The sequence below is a fragment of the Sporosarcina saromensis genome (assembly GCF_033253735.1).
In the GTDB taxonomy this organism is placed as follows: Bacteria; Bacillota; Bacilli; order Bacillales_A; family Planococcaceae; genus Sporosarcina; species Sporosarcina saromensis.
This window is the reverse complement of sequence record NZ_JAUBDI010000027.1, coordinates 1-18376: the sequence shown is the minus strand read 5'-3', so window position 1 is coordinate 18376 and position 18376 is coordinate 1. Positions and strand designations below refer to the sequence as shown.

The window sequence follows — 18376 nt, the reverse complement described above, 5'->3', positions numbered from 1 at the left end:
TCGTGGTGATCGTACAATCTTGCGCGGATACTTTACATTCAAATGCATTCACTACTTGATCAGAAAAGATACGTATGCTTCCTTTGAAGGGTAATCCACTTCCCTGCACAGCGGGGCGTCTCTCTGAATTCACCACCGCCTTGTACAATCATTTCATCTTGTTTTTCATATGAAATGTCGTTTGCCATCACAATATAAATACATGATTTGTGCTTTTTTTTCTGTATGACCTACTGTCCACTTACCTAAGAGTATGTCCCATAACCATTTCAGGTAGGTACCGAAAGAGAAAGGAACAAGTCCTTTCTATATCTCCCACACAAAATATGGAAACTTCACGAATGCATGGTACGAGCCACCCTCCACCAATATGAGCTATACTAGAGCTAAAACAACGTAAAGGACCGATTATGGATCAATTACTTTTAGACATTCTAGAAAATGAAAGGCCTTATGCATGGATCTATCAATTCTTCATAATGGCAATCGTTTCAATGATTCCCTTTGCGCCAATTCCTGTACTCGCTGCATTCATTGCAAGTAATCATGCGTTCTTTCCGGGTTTTGCCATTAACATGCTCGGGACAACGCTCGGATCCTTCCTGTTATTTCTCTTTAGTAAAAGCGTACTGCGTCACGCCGCACGAAACTATGTAACCAAGAAGAAGCACTTATCGAAATACCTTGCGCTCATTGAAAAAAACGGCTTTTTAGCTGTACTGCTTGGTCGGATTATTCCAATTGTCCCTTCAGCAGGCATTAATCTAATCGCGGGGATATCAAATGTAGGGGTTGGTGCCTTTATCACCGCAACATTGTTAGGCAAGCTTCCCGTCATACTCGCCTATTCACTCGCCGGCCATCAAATCGCTGCAGGCAATTGGGGTACTGTATTGATTGTTGCCCTTTATGTACTCATTCTGTTTTTAATAGGGGGTAAATTAAAGCGGAAGTGGAGTAATTGAATAAAAGAACCAGCTACTCGCTTTTCACGTTGCCCCATCACATGTTGTATTACGATATCCTCTATCAACTACAAAATTGTAACAAGTAGGAGTTCCAAGAACGTAAAAAGCCACCCCCACTAAGAGGATGGCTTTTCCTTTTTGGACCACTCGAGATGGTCAGTTAAAAATCTTTTAGGCCGCACTACAGATTTTTATCTGCAAGGGCAATATTAGTATATGTATTACATTTAATTTTCATAATAACAATTTTTCAATGAAAAAATCAAGAGAAAGTAGAATAGATGCTATAAATAAACCGTTATTTTTTAGTATACAACCTTCTTATCTTATCGTCGATCAAGTCCATCTGTTCAGATGTTAGCTTGAATACGCCATCACCCTTCTTCTTCGGCTAGTATGACGGTGCCTGTGCCAGAAACATTCATGTTAATTTAGACAACTTGTATGAATATGCAATCAAAAATACAAACACATCAACTACAACAGCTCATTTATATATATATATATATATATATATATATATATATGCAATTGTAGTTAATTAACTGAATTTAACATTACACAGTACCCAATTTTCAACGGCAAATCCATCAATTGGAACATACTCTATATATGCAATTGTAGCGAATTAACTCAATGCAAACTGGCACAGGTACCCGCTTTTATATGTTAATTTCTTTGGACCAATACCATTTTTTCTAAATCAATTATAAATTGACCATTTATTAATATATCGAGACCTATGAGGCCATTTATGCCCCACTCGTGCAAATTACCAAAATCTAATTTCAGCCTGCATATTTTATGAGGTCCGAGCTTGAGGAAGTCCACTGGTTTCCTGAATGAATATTCCTCGCCACCTATACCATATGAGCTAACCAAAGGGTCACCATTCTCAAAGTATATGCCTAGTTCTTCAACGACATCAGAAGAAATCAACGTATGGGCTGCACCTGTATCGACAACAAGCTTGTCCAGCACTTTGGTTCTTCCTTTGTAAGAAATAAGCATCTCTACTTCAAGTAAACGGTTTACAACCTCCAACTTCATAGTCTAATTCCTCTTAAGCCGGTCGGTTTTCTCATTTCAATCATAATTTCTTCAGTACCTGTATGATAAACAATCGTACTATCTTTTGCTCGTAGCAATTCTTTCGTAGCAGTTTTCGGATTTTCAATGACATTTATTAAGGCTACGTCCGTCACGATTTTTTTGTCGGCTTCTACATGAAAGTCAAGGATATTCAATTTTACATACTGATTCGGGTATAATTTACGCACTTCTTCCCATTTCATTTGTAAAACCCCTCCCTGTTCAGTTCTTACCTATATCATAGCATAATCCACTCTATGTCTATATTGATTAACAAACAAAAATGCTGCTCCATCAATTATCCAAAAAGACACAGGAAATCCTTCGTTCGAATAATTTTGACAGTCCCAGAAACATTCACTTCAATTCAACCAATTTAAACGGAAACATACAATACTCATTACATATGCCTTTGTAGTGAATAAACCAAATTTAACTTGACACAGGCACCCGATCTTATTACTCCATATCCTCAAACGCTTCTGGATAACTCACCGTACCAAATACTTCTCCAGAACTATGGTCCACCGTATCGATTGTTACATTCAATTTCTCTGAATCGACGCCGTTAAACAACTGATATAACATCCCGGTCATTCCGAGTCCCATGGCTGCAAATCCATCAAAGCTGTTTTCGAATGCTTCTTTGTCGACTTCTAGTGTGAATTTAGAGAAGTCTTTGTTGTGTTTGATGTCCATGATGGAGGCGAAGTCTTCGTTGTTGACGAGCTCATCGACATACTCCGTTACATTCGTTTTCATTTCTTGCATCATTTCTTTGTGCTTCGCTTTTGTCATTTTGTACGTGACGGATCCGTCGTCGTTTTTCGTGACTTCTTTAATGCCGTCTTCTTTTGCTTCAGCTACGACTACGTCGATGTCTTCCCCCTCTAGGAAGGAAGCAGGAATTGTCACTTCCACGTTCAATAGCCCTTTATCGACGGCCACAGATCCGCTCGTTTCTTCAGTCTTATTTTCTTCTTGTTTGCCGCTATCCCCTTTTTCATTAGCATCATCTTTAGATGAACAAGCCACCAAGGTGAATATCGATAACAACAGAATCGCCAATTGTTTTTTCTTCATCAGTTTCAACTCCAATTACTTATTTCACAAAAAAGAACACAGGTGAGCCTTCGCTCGAATCATAAGAAACCTTAAAGTCATCTCCGACTTTCACTTGATTTACGATAAAACCTTCCGCTGAGCCGCCGTTGTAAAGCTCTTTGTCTAGTTGGTTCGGAATGACAGCAGATTTCCAGTCATACACTTCCCCTTCATTCGATACGAAGTTGAAATTCATGCTGCTGAAATAAAGGCTGTCGTCTTCGGTTTCTGATTCTTTTAGAAATCCTTTTACTTTTACTAACACATATTCGAACCCTTCATCCGCCGGTTCATTGTACATGTTTTCTTCTTGGATCATTTTCCACGCTTCCTCGCCGCGGATCGTTTCGAGGAGTGTAATGTCGACGAATGATTCATAGGCGTTGAAGCTATCATCGTATATATTTTCTTTCACAGTAATCGTGTCACCGAATGGCAACGGATTGGACCGTGTACCGAGCGGTTTCTCTTTTTCTTTCACTTCCTCTTTTTCCGTTTCTGTTGCTTCGTCAGTGTCTGAAGCAACGTCCGTACTCGACTTCACTTCCCGACTATTTTTCTCGTCAATATCCCCACAAGCCGCAAGTATCATCACAACGAAAACACTACAAACCATCAACAATTTCTTCATTACAATGCCCTCCTTTTTTCTCACTCCTTCATTGTAAGGGCATGTGATGAAGAACCTTTGCGAATATCCACAAAGGTTAGAGATAATGCTTATACATTTTTTCAGCTTCCTCTTTCATTCTGCTGACAAGTTCTTGTGGATGCATGACTTTAACGTCACCGCCCCACCGGAACAGCCAGCGGACGAGCCCTTCACTCATCGCTACTTGCGCTTTTAAACGAAATGTCCCATCCTCATGATCTTGTATATTGGCATCCAGGCCGAATCGGTCAATCACTACATTGATAAGCTTATCGGAAAATCTTGCTTCCAATGAAATCAGCTCGCCGCCAAACATATGAAACATCTTCTTCGTATATGCTTGTAAGTCAAAATACGGGTTGGGTACAAATTGCTCGTCTTGCACACGGACGTTCCGCATCCGATCGACCCGGTATTGGCGAATATCATCTACCGAAGGGTAATAGGCGACCAAGTAATAACGATCATTGTTCCATACGAGACCGAGTGGATGGATGATGTAGTCTTGTCCTTCATTGCTTAATTGGAACTGAAGGTCTGTGCCATAACGTCCGTATTGAAAGGCGACGATGTGTTTTTCATGGGTTGCTTCATGCAGCAGCTGGACGGTTGCAACGATATTCGTCGCGTCTTGTGCGGAAGGTTCCGCCACATGCAATTCATTCGTCAATTGCTTAGCTAGTCTACGGCTTGTCAGCTTCCGGATTTTCATGAGCAAGCGGTTCGTTTCATTCCGTGAAATGAATTTCGCTGCACTGATTGCATCCATGAGTAAGCGAAGTTCATGAATTTCAAACGGCCTGCCGTCATAATAATAATGCTTCGGCATTCCTAGTTTCTCTTGCACCGCTGAAACCGGAAAGACAATCGATTCCTCAAGGGCAGCGACATCCTCCCGCACCGCCCCGATACCCACTTGTGAGTCTTCAGGGAAACGGCTATGTATGTCGTGGATAGACAACCTATCGTCCTCATCTGAATAGGCTTCTAATATACGGATTACTTCCAGGAGACGTTCTCTCGCTGTGATGGGGGTAGAAGGCACTGTCATCATCCTTTCGGGATAGTTTAAGGACTTGGCACTGGGAATTGCGAAGTTCCTAATTATCAATTTCATTGTTAAAGCGATCTTTACTTAATTTCTATTATATCGATGTAAAAGCAGAACTGGAAACTGTATTTTCCTTCATTAATATATTGGTAGGAATTCTTTGATCTTTACTGTATTTACCGTCTTGCTAGCAAACTAGACAGATTCCTTTTACCCAATCAACCTACTAAATTTCCTATCATCTTATCTTAGACACTTAAAAACGCCTAAACGTTGTTACATCAGCGTTCAAGGCGTTTTTTCAAGGATAAAAACAGCGTACTATTTCCCTTACGAGCTCTAAGTCATTTCTAATTTGACGGTGCCAGAAACATTCACGTTAATTCAACCTGACACAGTCAACCGATTTATAATCAAAGGGACTCAACCTTTACGGTTAAAGAGTCCCTTTGATTTTTGCCTCACTTCATTCCACCAATTTCATTTCTTCAAGATGTTCAATCATTTCATCAAACTCGATTGTCGGGTTTTCTAAAATGACACTATAGACCACACCGTCTTCAACCCAATTCAACAAACGGAAGTTGCCGCTTTCCATTTTCGATCCTTTTTGCCCGCGGATTGTTATTTGCTCTTCTTTAGCTATTGCGCCGAAATCTACGGTATTCGACAGATCCTTAAAGACAGAAATTGAAAATAGTGGAATTCCTTCTTCATCGGTGTAGTCGAATGAGAATTCTGGACGTCCTTCCATTCCTTCCATAACTGTTAGGCTAGACAGTTTCATTTCGTCTGTTTCAGCGACCATATGGAATGTTCCGAGTTCTGCTTTCACCTCTTCCAACGTTGCTTCTTTTGGAGCCATGCTTTCTTCGTCAAACGTCTCTACTGCTGCACCTTCAGGAATCTCAAGTGTAAAGATGCCTTCTTCAAATTCCAGATCATACTCAACCTTCGTGAATTCCTGTGTCATGACAAGATCAGTGCTCTTTGAGATGGATTTAAGGACCATCCATGTTTCCTTATCAACCCAAATTTCCTGATCGCCAATCAACGTATTCCCTTTTTTAGCTTTTGCGCTTATATGGAACGTATCCCTACCGGCAATTTTCTCACTGCCTACCGTCAATAGATCATGTGAGTCTTTGACGAGTTCGAGCAATTTTTTTGCTTGTTGTTGAGGTGTCTGCTGGCTGATCAGTTGCATATCCTCCTGCGTCATCGCCATAATTGTTGCGGTATTGCTCGCTTTGTCATACATCGTCATGTTTGTACCGTCATTGACCGCGATTGTTTCTTCCGCACCATCAGCAGACGCCATTTCAATGCGGCGTTTTCCATCTTTCGCTACCCATTGCTTCCCGTAATAATCGCCTTCATCGTCATTTGTCTTCATCGTAAATTCTCCATAGAAATCTATTTGTTCATCTGCACCTTTCAGCGCTGCATTCACTACTTCTTGTGGTGAAAACTTATTGTGCTCTGTGTTGCAAGCCGCTAATCCGATTGCAAAAAATAGCAAAAAACTAATGGCTATCATTGGTTTTATCCAAATTTTCATTCCTGTCCTTCTCCTTTCATTCTTGGCAACCAGCATATGATCGCTGTTCCGATGTCTGGAACCGAAACCATTCGGACGTCGCCTCCGTGCTTCTCCATAATTTGTTTCGTTATACTTAATCCGAGGCCCGTCCCCCGGTCGCCCGCTTTCGTTCGCGCTGGATCCGCTTGAAATAACGGTTCAAACACTTTTGCGATTTCAGCGTCGGTAAGACCGCGCCCTTCATTTTGGACAATTAAATACATGCCATCTTCCCGCTTGAGTGCTTCTGCGACGAAAGGAAAGCTCCAATCCGGTGTCTTCCCGACATCTACAGCAGCAAGCCCGATTTCCCCGCCTGGATTCGTATGTGCAATCGCATTGGACATTACATTATCGATGACACGCATCAGTTGTTTAGCATTGACCGCATACTCACCGGTTACATCGTTCACTACACGTAGATTGATTCGGTTCTTTTCACACAGCATGTCAAAACCGGACACGAGCATATCGAAAAACTCTTCACCGTCCACTTTTACGTAATCTGTCTCATAATTACTCGACTGCAGTAATGTGTACATCAGAAGGTCATCCAACATCTGCCGCATATACACAGACTTTGAAATGATGACGCTGCGATATTCTGCTTGCTCATCACTTGAAAGTTTCCCCGTCTGTAATGCTTCTGCATAAGCGCGGATGGAGGTGAGGGGTGTTTTCAAGTCATGGGAGATACTCGCAATCATCATTTCCTTTTGTTGCTGCTCCTCCGCCAGTTTACGGTTGGCTTCCGTCAATTCCGACCGCATCCTATCGAAGCTTTTCGTCAGTTCCCCGATTTCGTCATGGCGCGTCTTGATTTGGGTGACCGGCTCCCCTTTTGCGAATGAATCCATCTGTCCCATAAGCTGATGAAGTGGCTTGTTTAGCTTCCGGTTGACGAGAGTCGTTACACCCGTGAACAGGGCAATGAAGAAGACTGAAAAGATTCCTACAACGAACCAGGTCCGCTGTCCGACTCCTGCCACCCAATCATCCCGCAGCAACTGGACTTCGTACACGCCAACGAGCGTAGTGCCGGCAAAAACAGGTTCCTTATAAGTGAAAGCACCGAATTTCTGCTGTAATTCATAAAACCCTTCAAACAATTGCTCTTTCGTAACGAAAGATAGCGGGGTATGCTTCATAGGGTTAGACGTATATACGACTAATCCGATGTTCGTGTATAACGTCACGGACAAGTGATTGCTTTCAAGTTGTTTGACCTTTGTCAAATCAGCATTCGGCTCGTACAGAGAGGGATCGTTCAACACTGCTTGCATAGCGTTTAGCTCTGTCCACCTTTCCATATATTCAGCGATATTGCGATCCTGATGATAGGCATTAATCCACGCGAACAGTCCGTATGCGGCACCAAGCGGCAACAGCATGACAAGGAAATAGGAGAGCAACAACCACGTTTTGATCTTCATAATCGCTCACCGATGAACCGATACCCTTTGCCCCATACTGTTTGGATGAACCGCGGTGTTTTGACAGGGTCTTTCAGTTTTTCACGGAGTTCCTTAATATGCACGGCCACTGTGGGTGCATCGCCGAGTTCCGGTTGTTGCCACACATGCTGATACAATTCGCCTTTCGAAAAGATGCGTTCCGGATTTTGAGCAAGAAGTTTCAGCAGTTCGAACTCTTTTCGCGTGAGAGCGATTTCCTCTTTTTTACTAAACACGCGTTGCGATTGCCAATCAATCGTTAATTCATTCGCATAATTGGCATGCTGCGTCTCCTCCTCTAGACCGTTATACCGCCGCCATCTCCTCAACTGCGAAGAGACTCGCGCTTTCAACTCTGCCAGACTGAACGGCTTTGCCAAATAGTCATCTGCACCAATGCCGAGCCCTTCCACTTTGTCCGCATCCTCTTTCCGCGCACTAATCATAATAATCGGCACATCGCTTTTCCAACGGATATTCTGACAGAGTGTAATACCATCCATTTCGGGCAGCATCCAATCGACGAGCACGAGATCGTACTCTCCTTGTTGGAAATCTTCCCATCCTTCCAGCCCCGTCGTCGCCCATGCCACGCCATATCCTTCCTGCCGCAGCGTGTCTTGAATGACGCGAGCAATTTCCACATCATCTTCTACGAGCAATAGCTGTTCACCCATCATCATTCCTCCTGACTCTAATCTATCACCGACACTCCTCAAATCTTGTAACTTTATAAAAGCTTTATAATTCATCCTACCATTTGTCTTCACAAAGAAAAACGATCCGCAGAACCTGTAAACGGCCCGCGGATCGGTGGATTTTGGATTGGATGATTGTATAATTTTGACGGTGCCTGTGCCCGAAACATTCACGTCAATTTAACCTGGCATAGATACCCCATACTAATTAATAGTGAAATATAGAACTTCGGCATTTACCTCTTTATAGAATACCCACTTCTTGATACAATTGGCGTAACAGAACCCACCACGCCTCTTTACAATGCGGACCGAGGTGGGTCATTTTTAATTGTGCCTGTACCAGAAACATCCATATTAATTCAGACAATTTGAATGGATATGCAATCAAAAAATACAAACTCATCAACCACAACAGCTCAGTTTTATCTATAAGCAATTGTAGTTTTTCAATCTGACACAGGCACCTGTTTTACAACACTACAGGCCCCCTCTTTAAAGACCAACGACGTTGTCATTTGGTTTGTATTAAATAACTATATGTAATATAATTGTTTCAAAAGAACAAACTAAAAAAGACCACCTAATGCCAATGACATTAGGCAGTCTGTAAAACGTAATAGCAACAGGTTCCCTTCGAAGGGGATCAGCAAGTGAGATAAAATAATCCATCCCTTATGAGCAGCCACTCAAGGATGGATTATTTTTTGTTGTGGAACGACAATATAGCTACAATCAATGCTCCGAATGTGAATACGAGCAATAGTGCTTGATATACTGTCATACGACCACCTCGGGCCAACAGGACGTTGGTCATGCAATCGTTGCGACAGGACGTCGCGCACTTAGATTGCCCTTCATCGGGAAATGGCCGACCACCCTTGAGTCACCTATTCTATTACTCTCCCATCATACCACACATGCGTTCCTATATCCATCACAACTAGGTATGCACTACTTCTTCTATTAGTATCCCTAAATGGATCATTCGCAATAAAGACTGGAAAGAGTCCTTCCGGTAAATCGGCAACTTCAAGCAAGGGGTATTGCAAAAATTCTAATGTCATTGTTAAAGCGACCTATTCTCAATTCATATTATATCTACATTAAAACAGAACCGGAAACAGTATTTCCCTCCTCAATATATTGGTAGGGATTCTTTGATCTTTACTGCATTTACCGTCTTACCAGCAAGTTGAAAAAAAGTCTTAGCAATTGCTTGAGGGATACTAGCTGCATCTCCTATTATGGTAAACTATAGAAAAACGCTAAAGGAGACACTCCGATGCCTCTATACAATAAACTCGTGCTTAATAGTATTCCAGACGGTACCTATGGAGATAAAAGATGACTGAGTTGCGGTTAGTTACACAAAATCTACTTGCTGATTTAAAACTGCTGACAGAAGACGCTGATACCATTTATTGGATGACGGCCTTTCTAATGAAATCTGGGGTACGTGAAGTGTTGCCAATGCTCAAGCAAGCTGCTGCACGAGGAGCGGACATCAAAATCCTGACAGGGGACTACTTATCAATAACACAACCTGACGCGTTGGAATTATTGCTTGAAGAGGTTCCCTCAGCCGAATTGCGACTAGTCGAAAGTGGAGGGACGTCTTTTCACCCCAAAGCCTATCTCTTTAAGTCACCTGAACAAGCAACGGTCATTGTTGGATCGTCAAACTTGTCTAAATCGGCGTTGACACAAGGGGTTGAATGGAATCTATACGCCCCCTCTACTGTTGATGAAGCGATCTTCCATCAAGCGACGCATGAATTTATGAAACTGTTTCTTGCGGCGAATACGGTACTACTAAACGAGGCACAAATCGCAAGCTACCGAATCCGACACGAAGAAACAAACAGGAGACTTCCGCTTAGTGCCTCTTTCGACCCGAAGACAGAGATTGAAATGACATTCGGGCAGTCAGAACAGCAAACAATCGTCCACGATCAGAATACCCCCTACCAATCTGCTCTCACGCCACGACCAGCACAGCAATTAGCGTTAACTGCGTTGCACGAAACGATGGCTGCCGGATACGAAAAGGCATTGGTTGTGTTGGCAACAGGTTTAGGGAAGACGTATTTATCGGCATTTTTCGCCGAGAACTTTGGCCGCGTTCTTTTCATTGCCCATCGAGAAGAACTGTTAACGCAAGCGCAACAGTCGTTTGCCCATGTATTTCATAAGCGAACGGGTGGTATTTATAATGGACAACACAAACAAGACGATGCTGATTTTGTTTTTGCTTCCATTCAGACATTAGCCATGCGTCATCACCTTCATCGGTTTAAGCCAACAGACTTTGACTTAGTGATTGTCGATGAATTTCACCACGCAGCCTCCCCGACGTATGAGCGCGTACTCGAGTATTTTAAACCGACGTTTCTACTTGGTCTCACAGCAACACCTGAACGATTAGACAATAAAGATGTCTACAGTCTTTGTGATGGGAATGAAGCCATTTCCATTCACTTTTTGGACGCCATCCGAAGAAACTGGCTTTCCCCTTTCATTTATCATGGCGTGTTGGATGAAACGGATTACGGTCAATTACGATGGCGGAATAACAAGTATGACGGTGAAGAATTGTTACGCCTGCAAATGCGTGAAAGCTATGCAAATGCTGTACTTGATGCCTGGCAAAATTTGAAACAAACACGGACACTCGGCTTTTGTTCGTCGATTCGTCAAGCAGTCTTCCTTAGCGAACATTTTCAAAATGCCGGCTATCGGTCACTTGCCTTACACGGTCAAGCCAATCCACAAACGAGGAAAACAGCAAAAGCCATGCTGGAACAAGGCCAGCTTGATATTCTCTTTACTGTTGATTTGTTTAATGAAGGGATCGATATTCCATCAGTCGATACATTACTATTCGCACGTCCAACAGAATCCCTCACAGTTTTCACACAACAAATCGGACGTGGCTTACGGATTGCTGAAGGCAAATCCCATTGCGTTATTATCGACTTAATTGGCAATTACCGTAATGTACGAAAGAAATTTGAGGTGTTTAATGAAAGTGCCGAACATCCAGTAAAAATTACAAGTGAAGCTTTGACAAAGTCTCAGTTTTTCGAATTTCATTTCGAAAAGGCTGTCATTGATTTACTCGAAGCAATTAAACAAAATGAACCGATTCAACAGCGGCTCCTTCATGCCTTCTTTGCATTAAAAGAAGAGCTCGGACGTCGGCCAACCTATTTGGAATTTCACTTGAAAGCAAATGAGAACGCCACGGCAATCCAGCAGAAATTTAAAACGTATCCGATTATGCTGGAACGTGCAGGAGAGTTAACGGAATTGGAGGCAGAAGTCCTACAACAGCACAGAAACTGGTTGATCGAAGTGAATCGTACGGTTATGACTAAAAGTTATAAGATGGTTTTACTGAAGTACATGCTATCAAGAGGATCAGCTGACTGGTACAAACCGATTACTGCTGAAGAAGCTGCCCCATTCTTTCATGCGTATTTAACAGAAAAACCGTACCGCATGGACACCGACCTAGCAGACAAGCAAGGACTATCATTGCGTGACTATGATGAAGTGAAAGTCGCTAACCTTATTGCGAAAATGCCTATGACAAAGTGGAGCGGTTCGTCTAAAGGGTTGATCAGCTTTGAAAACGGGATCTTTGTTCCTCAGCTCATTGTGGAAACAGCTCATGAAGAGATCTTGTTTAAGTGGATAAAAGAGATCTGTGACTATCGCTTGCATGTGTATTTTGAGCGGAAGGGATCGTTGGGTTAGAGATATTGGTCACTTTGTACACATTGAATTTTTTGACAACAACCGACAAATCGATTCACACAATACTCTAATTATGTAGTACAATTATATCAATTACAAATATAGGAAGGAAGGGTGTCGATTGGCCTTTTCGATTCCCGAAACAATCCGCACAACTGCGACTGCAGGAGAGCGACTTTTGTTCCGAACGCTAAAAACCTATTTACCAGATGATTATATTGTCTATTATGAACCAGAGATTCGAGGAAAACGGCCAGACTTTGTCATCATTGGTCCTGATTTAGGTCTCGTTGTGTTAGAAGTGAAGGATTATACTAAAAATACTCTGTACCAACTAAATCCAGATGAGTGGACCATCGTTAATACATCCGGGGAACAAACAACTGTCAAGAGTCCATTGCGACAAGCGCGCGATAATGTGTTTCATCTAGTCGATGTTTTAAAGAAAGATCGGAATCTAATTCAGCTAGAAGGCAAGTATAAGTTCCAATTAAAGTTTCCTTACGGATTTGGGAGCGTCTATACAAGACTGCATCAAAAGGATTTCATACAACACGACCTTTATCGTGTTGTAAATCCAGACCTATGTTTAACACGTGATGAAATTGACCCCGACCACGTTTCATTTTCAGAAGAAGTACTCATTGAAAAAATCATGAATATGTTTGTCGTTCCATACCGGTTGAGGGAACCTCTGTCACACGAAGATATAAACGCTATCCGTTATCATCTGTTTCCAGAAGTTCGAATAAGCGCCGAGTTCAAGCAGCCATCCCCCTACCAAGATCAGCTGCTTCTCTCTCTACACGATATTAAGGCAATGGACTTGCATCAGGAAAATTTGGCCAAGCAAATTGGAGATAAAAATAGAATTATACGCGGGGTGGCAGGTAGCGGGAAGACGCTCATTCTTGCAAGCCGCGCGAAGTTGCTTGCTAAAAAGCATCCTGATTGGAATATATTGATCTTGTGTTACAATATCTCGCTCTCCCGAACAATCGAGCAAATGATCCATCACATGATGAATGAACCCGATTCATTATTCGATTTTGATTTTACGGCCAAAGATATAACATCACCAAATAATCACTCCATCGTAGTCCGCAATTTCCATAGCTGGTTACGGAATGATTTGCGTATTTCTGGAGCTCAACTTCCTTCCATCTTGCGTAAGTTGGAGGAAGGCGAAGCTATTTTGCCTATGTACGATGCAATCCTTATCGATGAAGGACAAGACTTTGAAGCGGATTGGTTCAAATTAGTCAGCAATTTGTTGAACCCCGTAACAAAATCACTATTGCTAGTAGAGGATCGAGCGCAGTCCATTTATAAACGTGCACGCTCCTATATACAAGACACAGGTCTCGATTTCAGAGGTCGATCCAAGATTCTGAGCATCAATTACCGAAATACCGCTCAGATTGTGGAGTTCGCCTGGGAATTTTATAAGGAACATTCCGCTCTGCGAGACAAAGTTGTTAGCAAGGACTTTGAAGATGAAATTATCTCGCCACAAAGCACAAGACGCAAAGGGCTTCAACCTGCTATCTACAAAGCTGATTCATTTTACCATGAAGTGAACATGGTCACGAAGCAAATCCAGAAGCTGAAAGCGGAATACAAAGTACCTTATTCTGAAATGTTAATCCTTTATCGCGTCCGAAAAACTTATAAAATGGACTATGTCGCCACTTTAATAGACGCATTAGAGAAAGCTGGTGTGCCCCATTTCTGGCTTACGAAAGACACAGATTCCAAACGCAGTTACAAGAAGGATGACGAAAGAGTCATCATCAGTACCATCGATAGTAGCAAGGGGCTTGACTTTCAAGCTGTTTTTGTCATCAATGTCGACAACATCCCTTTTCCACTTGAGGAGGACAAAGAAAGAGAAGCATCCCTTCTTTATATTGCAATGACACGAGCGAAGGACTTTTTATGTCTTTCTTATTCGGACGAATCGGAGTATACAAGGTACTTTACCAACCTGTTAGAAGAGCGGATGAAGGAGAAGAAAGAAACAATTAGCGGGTGAGTCGAGCTAGATCCAAAACGAAAATTATGACGGTGCCTGTGACAGAAACATTCATGTTAATTCGGACAATTTGTATAGATACTCAGTCAAAAAATACAAATACATAAACTACGACAGCTCAGTTTTATCTATATACAATTGTAGTGAATTAACTGAATTCAACCTGGCACAGGCACCTTTTTTATTTTCGATGCAAACGAATTGTCTATCAGGATTACTAATCTTTAATTTCTTCTCTAATAGCAAAATCTGATAGGACAGATGCGCTAAAAGTGGGCTCGAACCAATCGGTTGGGTTCGCTTTAATTCTAGTTCTTTTGCGTAAAGTTCTTCTAAGCGCTCTTTGTCCGTCAGCAATCGTCGACTCATATACTTACCTCTTTCTATTAGAATACGCGCATCCCACGAATAAACCGTATCAAATCGATCGGCACACTCCCCTGCTCCTTGGCACGATGATAAGTTGCAACAGCATGGAAGTAATTTCGCATGTAGTCATTATTGGGTAATGTTAATTTTGACACTGCCCGTGCCAGAAACATCCACATCAATTCAACTAATTTGAGTAGTTATACAGTGAATAAATACAAGTCCACCAACTGATAACCTATACACTCATGAAAATATTATTGTAGTGATTTAACTGAGTTCAACGTGGCACCTGTTTTAAGCAACTTAAGGAGGAATTACTTTTCAAAATAAATCAGTGCACTAGAATCAAGGCTCGTCATAATAAATCCTCTTATAAAATATTCTTATTCAAGGAGGTGTTTAATTTGGATGAGAATAAAAAGCTGGCAATTGGGCTTGCCAAGGCATTTATCCAAAACAGTAATGTGAAACCTGTTTACAATAAAGGCTATAAAGATGATGCGGATTTAATCGTGTATTCAATTGACAATTTAGAGTACTCCTTCAATGATATTGTATTACATTTTTTAGAGTCGCTTAAAAAAGTTGAGGATTACTATTATTAAATACAAAAGAATTACTATTTGTTTGTAATAATAAAAAAATCACTCTATAATCAAAGATATAAGTATGCAATTCTTGAAAATGAATAAACTAAAAAGGACCACCTAATGCTGCTAACATTAGGCAGTCTGTAATAGCAGGTTCCTTACAAGGTAAGAGGATCCGCTCTGGCATTGAAATAATCCATTCATTATGAGCAGCCACTCAAGGATGGGTTATTTTTTTATGGTTAGACGACGATACTGCTACGATTAATGCTGCAAATGAAATTGCCAGCATTAGTACTTCAAATACTGTCATACCGGCCGACCACCCTCAAGTCACCTACTTTATTCGTTTCCATCTAACCGTACGTATGGTTTTAATTTTATCATTGGATGTCAATACATAATTTTGACGGTGCCTAGAAAAATTCACTTCAATTCAACCAATTTGAATAGTTATTCAATAAATGAATCCAAAACCAACAGCTGATACTATCCATTCATGTTAGTGCATTTGTAGATAATTAACTAAAATCAATTTGGCACAGTCACTCTTTTGAAATTCTATATGTGATTTGACCAGATAAAAAGGTCCACTTAGATTACCAAACATATATTTTTACTTTTTTCTGAAAACCGAAAGTACTTAGCTACTTTAAAAGTATATATTATGATAAAATGGAACTACTCTTAATTATTTTTCAACAGACTCCTTTTTATAAAATTCAGTGGCTACTGGGATGTAGGGGGAATTAACTTGCTATTAAGCAATAATGATATTAAAAGAGAACTAATTCAAGCAAAAAGGATTAGTATTCATCCATTAAATTTGGATAATATAAAAGGTAGTTCGATCAATTTATCAGCTAGTAACAAGGCATGGCGTGTGTCAGATAAACAATCTGCGGTTATCGGTAATGTTATAGAAATTCCACCAAATGATACTGTATGTATATATACACAGGAAGCCATTTGGGTTTCTAGACGATTAGGTGGCACTTACCATCCTAGGGTCTCTTTAGTTTCAAAAGGATTGGCTCACATTTCAACTACACTAGACCCAGGTTGGGCCGGTATATCTTTGGTTGCTGTTAATAATCCTTCAGAAAAAACAATTGAGATTAGGGTAGGGGAGTCATTTGTTTCACTTATGCTATATTATTTAAAGACCCCATCCGACTTGAATATTATTGAAAACTCACCAAGTCGTCCAGATATTGCAAGGGGATTCAATTTAAGTCATGAAGAGGATCTCTTTTTGCAAGAACAATGGCACAGAACGGAACAGGGAATATCAGGTAGAATGCAAAAGTCTGATAGATACCAAGAGCTCTATCAGGAAAAAACTAAGTTCAAAAGGTCTGCATCTGACTTCCTTTCTAAGCCGTTAGTTAGCAGTATTATTGGAGGTCTTATAACTACTGTAATTGGCGGTATAGTTATTTTTTATTTAGGGATGAACTAAAGGAATGATCAATAAATGAAACTATCTGTAATCAAAAAGGATTGGCTCACGCCAATCCTTTCCTTCCTCACCCAACCCCCAAAGCCTTAAACACCGCATCAATCGGATCCGCATAAAACACCGGTTGTACCTTCACCAACAAATCTGGTGGCACTGTTTGCAAATCCCTTACGGAAGACGCAGGTATCAATACTTTCTTCGCCCCAGCATCCACACATACTAGTGGACGGTGCTGTGTCAAAAACATTCATGTTAATTCAGTCAATTTGTATGGATATGCAGTCGGAAAATACAAACACATCAACTACAACAGCTCAGTTTTATCTATATACAATCGTAGTGAATTAACTGAATTCAACCTGGCACAGGCACCTGTCACTAGCGTTGCATAGTTTACACTAAATACATTAAAATCTATATTTTCACATTATGGTACTCCGGAAAAATTTAAAAAAGGGAACGGGGGTCTACAGTTAAATCAGTTCCCTTTTTTTGTAATTTAATTTATTTAGCTTTGTTTTTCTTTGTTGCTTTTAACTTCTTCTCTTTTTTGATGAAATGTTCTTTATTTATCGGGTCGACAATGGCAGAGTCTTCACCATAATTTATTGGTTTCTCTTCTTCCTTGGACACTTTTTGCCTTCCTTTACTCTTTCTGAGCTTTCGGTTGACGTAGTTTAACAGTTTTCTAATCGTTTTAAACACATACAACCTGACGTTTCTAAAGAGTGTCCAAAGTGTTCGATTAGGCATATGAATGAGTCGCAGGATTTCTGCCAATGCCACTGTTATGAGCGCAATGTACATCTGGTTCCATATGCCAACTGGAGAAGTGCTAAACAAATGATCAATCTTGACGTGCTGCTTTAACCACTTAAAGAAAAGCTCAATATACCAACGGTTTTTATACGTTTCCATGATCTCTTCTTCAGTCAGATCCAATCGATTGGTTACTAGATGAAAATGAGTTCCTTTGTCATCTACAAACTCAATATAGCGCAGTGGTTCTTCGCGCGTTAGTATCGAAACCAACTCATTGCGAAGGACCTTATCATGCGTTGGCGTTTCTGATTTTATCGTTTCCATTCTAAAATTCTTGCGCGTACGCACGAGAAATTGAACGCCTCTTTCCATCCAGCCGCCCATCTTTGTCTTGTGGGCGTAGCCACGATCCATGACATATAATGCGCCATCAGCATCAATAATATGATTGACAGCGTCGGAGTCCGCTATATTCCCAGTAGAAGGAATCATTTTCTCTGGATAAACGCTATTTGCAGAGGCTAAAGCGACCCGTATATGCAATTTAATGCCGCAAGAGTCCTTAGAAACTGCAGTCCAGTTTAACGCATTTTTTGGTAATTTTCCATACGTGGCATCTATGATTTTTAGTACTCCAACATTAGAATTTATTCCTTTAGCTACTCCTTTTTGTTTATGGCACACTAGAAATGTAGAAAACGGCAGCTAATTTATGTATAAAAAAAAGGCCACTTGCCAACATCTGAAAAAATACTTACACTCCTGTTGGGCATTAAGTTCACAGGAGGTAAA

General features: G+C 41.0%; 18 protein-coding genes. 5 read left to right on the top strand and 13 right to left on the bottom strand.

Annotated elements, in window-relative coordinates; genetic code table 11:
- Nucleotides 1–59 precede the first annotated feature (59 nt).
- On the bottom strand, nucleotides 60–188 hold the full coding sequence (locus QT711_RS17985) for a hypothetical protein (protein ID WP_317946533.1): 129 nt from the start codon (nucleotides 186–188) through the stop codon (nucleotides 60–62).
- Nucleotides 189–410: 222 nt separating this feature from the next.
- Here QT711_RS17985 and QT711_RS17980 point away from each other — a divergent pair, with 222 nt between their 5' ends.
- Nucleotides 411–965, top strand: a complete 555-nt coding sequence (locus QT711_RS17980; RefSeq protein WP_317946531.1) for a TVP38/TMEM64 family protein — start codon at nucleotides 411–413, stop codon at nucleotides 963–965.
- Between the two features lie 672 nt (nucleotides 966–1637).
- On the opposite strand, the gene QT711_RS17975 is transcribed toward QT711_RS17980, so the two are convergent.
- The 9 genes from QT711_RS17975 to QT711_RS19620 form a co-directional block, all read right to left on the bottom strand.
- The gene (locus QT711_RS17975) at nucleotides 1638–2018 is read right to left on the bottom strand and encodes a retropepsin-like aspartic protease (protein WP_317946529.1); all 381 of its coding nucleotides are present in this window, start codon (nucleotides 2016–2018) and stop codon (nucleotides 1638–1640) included.
- A complete protein-coding gene (locus QT711_RS17970) occupies nucleotides 2015–2263 on the bottom strand; it encodes a hypothetical protein (RefSeq protein WP_317946527.1) in 249 nt (82 codons plus the stop codon). The genes QT711_RS17975 and QT711_RS17970 overlap by 4 nt, the downstream gene beginning before the upstream one ends.
- Nucleotides 2264–2519: 256 nt before the next feature.
- Complete coding sequence (locus tag QT711_RS17965; RefSeq protein WP_317946525.1) at nucleotides 2520–3143, bottom strand: hypothetical protein; 624 nt, start codon at nucleotides 3141–3143, stop codon at nucleotides 2520–2522.
- Between the two features lie 19 nt (nucleotides 3144–3162).
- The gene (locus tag QT711_RS17960; RefSeq protein ID WP_317946523.1) at nucleotides 3163–3795 is read right to left on the bottom strand and encodes a hypothetical protein; all 633 of its coding nucleotides are present in this window, start codon (nucleotides 3793–3795) and stop codon (nucleotides 3163–3165) included.
- Between the two features lie 76 nt (nucleotides 3796–3871).
- A complete protein-coding gene (locus tag QT711_RS17955) occupies nucleotides 3872–4867 on the bottom strand; it encodes a helix-turn-helix transcriptional regulator (protein ID WP_317946521.1) in 996 nt (331 codons plus the stop codon).
- A 466-nt stretch (nucleotides 4868–5333) separates the two neighbouring features.
- On the bottom strand, nucleotides 5334–6428 hold the full coding sequence (locus QT711_RS17950; RefSeq protein WP_317946519.1) for a LolA family protein: 1095 nt from the start codon (nucleotides 6426–6428) through the stop codon (nucleotides 5334–5336).
- Nucleotides 6425–7882 carry a HAMP domain-containing sensor histidine kinase gene (locus tag QT711_RS17945; protein ID WP_317946518.1) on the bottom strand — a complete coding sequence of 486 codons (1458 nt, stop codon included), beginning with the start codon at nucleotides 7880–7882 and terminating at the stop codon, nucleotides 6425–6427. Before QT711_RS17945 ends, QT711_RS17950 begins: the two co-directional genes overlap by 4 nt.
- Nucleotides 7879–8580, bottom strand: coding sequence for a response regulator transcription factor (locus QT711_RS17940; protein WP_317946517.1), 702 nt, complete (start codon nucleotides 8578–8580; stop codon nucleotides 7879–7881). The genes QT711_RS17945 and QT711_RS17940 overlap by 4 nt, the downstream gene beginning before the upstream one ends.
- Before the next feature lie 721 nt (nucleotides 8581–9301).
- Nucleotides 9302–9385 carry a putative holin-like toxin gene (locus QT711_RS19620; RefSeq protein WP_398296348.1) on the bottom strand — a complete coding sequence of 28 codons (84 nt, stop codon included), beginning with the start codon at nucleotides 9383–9385 and terminating at the stop codon, nucleotides 9302–9304.
- Nucleotides 9386–9948: 563 nt separating this feature from the next.
- Here QT711_RS19620 and QT711_RS17935 point away from each other — a divergent pair.
- On the top strand, nucleotides 9949–12363 hold the full coding sequence (locus QT711_RS17935; RefSeq protein ID WP_317946516.1) for a DEAD/DEAH box helicase family protein: 2415 nt from the start codon (nucleotides 9949–9951) through the stop codon (nucleotides 12361–12363).
- A 121-nt stretch (nucleotides 12364–12484) separates the two neighbouring features.
- Nucleotides 12485–14398, top strand: coding sequence for a 3'-5' exonuclease (locus QT711_RS17930; protein WP_317946515.1), 1914 nt, complete (start codon nucleotides 12485–12487; stop codon nucleotides 14396–14398).
- Between the two features lie 108 nt (nucleotides 14399–14506).
- Here QT711_RS17930 and QT711_RS17925 read toward each other — a convergent pair whose 3' ends face one another.
- Nucleotides 14507–14767 (bottom strand): hypothetical protein, encoded by a 261-nt coding sequence (locus QT711_RS17925; RefSeq protein ID WP_317946514.1) that lies wholly within the window; start codon nucleotides 14765–14767, stop codon nucleotides 14507–14509.
- A gap of 407 nt (nucleotides 14768–15174) precedes the next feature.
- Here QT711_RS17925 and QT711_RS17920 point away from each other — a divergent pair, with 407 nt between their 5' ends.
- Together QT711_RS17920 and QT711_RS17915 are read left to right on the top strand one after the other, a co-directional pair.
- Entirely contained in the window at nucleotides 15175–15375 is a 201-nt protein-coding gene (locus QT711_RS17920; RefSeq protein ID WP_317946513.1) for a hypothetical protein, read from the top strand.
- 739 nt (nucleotides 15376–16114) lie between these two features.
- On the top strand, nucleotides 16115–16822 hold the full coding sequence (locus tag QT711_RS17915; RefSeq protein WP_317946511.1) for a dCTP deaminase: 708 nt from the start codon (nucleotides 16115–16117) through the stop codon (nucleotides 16820–16822).
- A 67-nt stretch (nucleotides 16823–16889) separates the two neighbouring features.
- Here QT711_RS17915 and QT711_RS17910 read toward each other — a convergent pair whose 3' ends face one another.
- Together QT711_RS17910 and QT711_RS17905 are read right to left on the bottom strand one after the other, a co-directional pair.
- Nucleotides 16890–17069, bottom strand: coding sequence for a hypothetical protein (locus QT711_RS17910; RefSeq protein WP_317946509.1), 180 nt, complete (start codon nucleotides 17067–17069; stop codon nucleotides 16890–16892).
- A gap of 257 nt (nucleotides 17070–17326) precedes the next feature.
- Entirely contained in the window at nucleotides 17327–18268 is a 942-nt protein-coding gene (locus tag QT711_RS17905; protein WP_317946507.1) for an IS4 family transposase, read from the bottom strand.
- Nucleotides 18269–18376 lie beyond the last annotated feature (108 nt).

Coding starts and splice junctions, on each gene's coding strand:
- QT711_RS17945 (WP_317946518.1), bottom strand. CDS start 7,882: ATGAAGATCAAAACGTGGTTGTTGCTCTCCTATTTCCTTGTCATGCTG.
- QT711_RS17985 (WP_317946533.1), bottom strand. CDS start 188: ATGGCAAACGACATTTCATATGAAAAACAAGATGAAATGATTGTACAA.
- QT711_RS19620 (WP_398296348.1), bottom strand. CDS start 9,385: ATGACAGTATATCAAGCACTATTGCTCGTATTCACATTCGGAGCATTG.
- QT711_RS17960 (WP_317946523.1), bottom strand. CDS start 3,795: ATGAAGAAATTGTTGATGGTTTGTAGTGTTTTCGTTGTGATGATACTT.
- QT711_RS17980 (WP_317946531.1), top strand. CDS start 411: ATGGATCAATTACTTTTAGACATTCTAGAAAATGAAAGGCCTTATGCA.
- QT711_RS17970 (WP_317946527.1), bottom strand. CDS start 2,263: ATGAAATGGGAAGAAGTGCGTAAATTATACCCGAATCAGTATGTAAAA.
- QT711_RS17910 (WP_317946509.1), bottom strand. CDS start 17,069: ATGTTTTTGACACAGCACCGTCCACTAGTATGTGTGGATGCTGGGGCG.
- QT711_RS17935 (WP_317946516.1), top strand. CDS start 9,949: ATGACTGAGTTGCGGTTAGTTACACAAAATCTACTTGCTGATTTAAAA.
- QT711_RS17955 (WP_317946521.1), bottom strand. CDS start 4,867: ATGACAGTGCCTTCTACCCCCATCACAGCGAGAGAACGTCTCCTGGAA.
- QT711_RS17940 (WP_317946517.1), bottom strand. CDS start 8,580: ATGGGTGAACAGCTATTGCTCGTAGAAGATGATGTGGAAATTGCTCGC.
- QT711_RS17925 (WP_317946514.1), bottom strand. CDS start 14,767: ATGAGTCGACGATTGCTGACGGACAAAGAGCGCTTAGAAGAACTTTAC.
- QT711_RS17950 (WP_317946519.1), bottom strand. CDS start 6,428: ATGAAAATTTGGATAAAACCAATGATAGCCATTAGTTTTTTGCTATTT.
- QT711_RS17965 (WP_317946525.1), bottom strand. CDS start 3,143: ATGAAGAAAAAACAATTGGCGATTCTGTTGTTATCGATATTCACCTTG.
- QT711_RS17975 (WP_317946529.1), bottom strand. CDS start 2,018: ATGAAGTTGGAGGTTGTAAACCGTTTACTTGAAGTAGAGATGCTTATT.